We start from the raw sequence: 2,815 nt of genomic DNA, 5'->3' as shown, positions 1-2,815 counted from the left end.
GAGCCCCGCCTCCAGTGCTTCGATCAGCGACGCGCGCCAGTTCGCGGGGATTACGCCGCCGAGGTTGGCGACGCCGATCACCAGCGCCCGCGCGCCGCGTGCATGCGCTTCGGCGGCGGTGAGCGCTTCCAGCCCGGTGGTGACGGTGGCGCCGGGCAGGCGCAGTTCGCCGACGCATTTGTCGGGCGCCCAATCCCTCAGCCCGAAGGCGGTCTTTGCGAAACCCGGGATGGTCGTGTCGCCGAGGAACAGCACATAGGGCTGCGGCAGCATGAGGGCGCCGGCGATGCGGTCGATGGGCGCGTTCATCAGCCGCCCCAGGTGGCGGTCAGCAGCCGCTGGAAATTGCCGCCGAGCACTGCAAGGATGTTCGCGTCGGAATATTTGCGGCGCAGCAGTTCCTCGGTCAGGTCGAACATCTTGAGCGGGTGATCGAAACCGTCGACGTCGATCTTTTCGCGAAAGGCATAGCTGTCCTTATAGGCGCCGCGCAGCATCTTGTTCATCTCGGGCGAGGTGTCGTCATAACCATAGAGGTCGGAATCGGTGCCGACGCCGACATGATCGATCCCGACGAGCTTCACGACATGGTCGATATGGTCGACATAGTTCACGATCGTCGTCGGATCGGTCTTGCTCACGAAATTCCGCACCCCGGTGATGCCCATCACCCCGCCCTTGGCAGCGAGCGCCTTGATCGCCTCGTCGGTCTTGACGCGCGGGTGATCGATCAGCGCGCGGCAATTGCTGTGCGTGATCGCGATCGGCTTGGGCGAAATTTCGATGGCGTCGAGCGTCGTGCGGTCGCCGGAATGCGAAACGTCGACCAGCATGCCGACTTCGTTCATCGCCTTGATGATCTCGACGCCGAAATCGCTGACGCCGCCGTCGACGCGCTCGGTCGATCCCGATCCGATGCGGTTCTGCGAATTATAGGTGAGTTGCGCGCAACGCTGGCCGATCTCGTAGAAGGTCTTGACGTCGGCAGGGCGGTTGAAATGATCGGCATTCTGCAGGCCCATGATGACCGCGACCTTGCCGTCCTTCTTGGCGCGCAGGATGTCGGCGAACTTGTCGACGCCGGTGAAGACATGGCTGTTCCGCGCGACGAAATTGCCCCAGATCGCGAAGAAGCTGAGCGCCTGTTCCTTCGCTGTCGGGCCGCCGATACCCACCGCGTGATGGATGGCGTTGATGCCGCTGGCGCGGAAATCCGCGGTTTCCTTATCGCTCAGCGCCTTGGTGTAATAGCTCGGCTCGAAGTCGATCTTGATCGGTGCGAGCATGTCGACAACGACCGCGCGCTGGACCAGCTCGATCACGCGCTTGGAATAGGCGCGGTTCGTGAACGGGCTGATCTGGATTTGCGCCCGTGCGACATAGGGCGCGGCGAGGGGGGCAGCGAGCGCCGCGCCGGCGGCGCAAATCGCCTGTCGTCGAGAAAATAACATCGTCGTCCCCCATTGTTGGATTTTCTGATCAGGACGATATTGTCCTAATTAGATATCGTCAATCATTTCCTTCGAGGGCGAAGAATCGCCCTGATGTTCATCGAACCACGGGCAATTCGACATAGGAAAGGCGGCCCGGGGCATGGTGAATGCTGTTCGTGGCGACGACACCCTTGCTCTCGCGCTCGTTCGGCCCGCCGGTGTTGAGGTTGCGCACGAATTTGGGAAAGTTGGACGAGGTGACTTCGATGCGAATGCGGTGGCCGACGCCGAAGCGGATGCTCGTCGCGATCGGCGACGGCCTGATCGGATAGACCTCTCCCGGACGCATCATCGCCGGCTTGTCGAAGCCGTCCCGGTAGCGAGCGCGCAGGATCGTATCGCCGATGATCCATGCGGTGCCGTCGGGCGCGACATCGACCAGCTTGACCGCGAAATCGGTATCGGGCGCGCTCGACGACACGTGCAGCAGCGCGTCGACGAAGCCGCTCACCTCGATCGCTTCGGTCAGCGGCTCGGTCGAATAGACGAGCACGTCGTCGCGAATCTCGACCCCGCGCTGGTCGAACGCGCCGGGGATCACGATGCCGCCGTTGCAGCAGTCGCCGCCGCCCACCGTCGGCACCGGATTCATCGGATCGTAGCGGAAGCGGTCGGGGGTGTCCGTGCCCGGCGCCGCCGCGACCAGGCGGCCTCCGCCGTTGAGGCTGTTCGCGTCGCCGCCACTGTCGAGATAGAGGCGTAGCGGCTTGGTGCCCTTGGGCGGCCAGCTTTCGTTGCTCCGCCACTGGTTGGCGCCCATCGCGAAATAGCGGACGTGCGGCGTCGAGTCGGGGAACGCCTTGACGTTGCCCTTCAGCCAGCGGTCGAACCAGCCGAAGACCGCGCCGTCGACGTCGAAGCTCGTGTCGCCCATCGAACGTTCGCCGACCACGGTATCCTTGCCGAGGCGCGAATAGCCGCAGTGGGTGACCGGCGCGATTACCGCATATTGGTTCGCGGCGGCTTCGGCATCGCCGGTGCTCGCGCGGGCGTGGTTGAACAGCTCGAGGTTCGGGCCGATCGAAACGTCGTACCAGCTGTTGAACCACAGCGCCGGCACGCCCCAGCCCATGTCGTCATGATAGAGCCCACCCTCGCGCCACGCCGGATCGGCGGGCGTACGCGCGATCAGCGCGTCGAAGGTCTGCGGCGGTTCGCCCAGGCTCGACAGCAGCGTGTCGACCGGCAGGTGCTTGATATGCTTGTTCCAGTCGACCTTGGGCTTGGTCGCGGCGAGGTCGTTGTTGAGCGTCGCACGCGCGCGCGTCGCCTCGTCGATATCGCCGGGTAGCTGCGCGCGGACAGGGTTGTCGACGCCATAG

General features: G+C 64.3%; 3 protein-coding genes. All 3 read right to left on the bottom strand.

What is annotated here, in order from left to right:
- Window positions 1–309 (bottom strand): DUF1611 domain-containing protein (locus VGD20_RS03330; protein ID WP_331133089.1); only part of this gene is annotated, 309 nt, incomplete at its 3' end.
- On the bottom strand, window positions 309–1,451 hold the full coding sequence (locus VGD20_RS03325; RefSeq protein ID WP_331133088.1) for a dipeptidase: 1,143 nt from the start codon (window positions 1,449–1,451) through the stop codon (window positions 309–311). The genes VGD20_RS03325 and VGD20_RS03330, both read right to left, overlap by 1 nt.
- Window positions 1,452–1,548: 97 nt before the next feature.
- The coding region (locus tag VGD20_RS03320) for a CocE/NonD family hydrolase (RefSeq protein ID WP_331133087.1) at window positions 1,549–2,815 on the bottom strand (1,267 nt) is incomplete at its 5' end.

The organism is Sphingopyxis sp., from assembly GCF_036402335.1.
Taxonomy (GTDB): Bacteria; Pseudomonadota; Alphaproteobacteria; order Sphingomonadales; family Sphingomonadaceae; genus Sphingopyxis.
Note: the sequence above shows the minus strand (reverse complement) of the source record. Positions and strands in the feature narration are given on the sequence as shown.

Coding starts and splice junctions, on each gene's coding strand:
- VGD20_RS03325 (WP_331133088.1), bottom strand. CDS start 1,451: ATGTTATTTTCTCGACGACAGGCGATTTGCGCCGCCGGCGCGGCGCTC.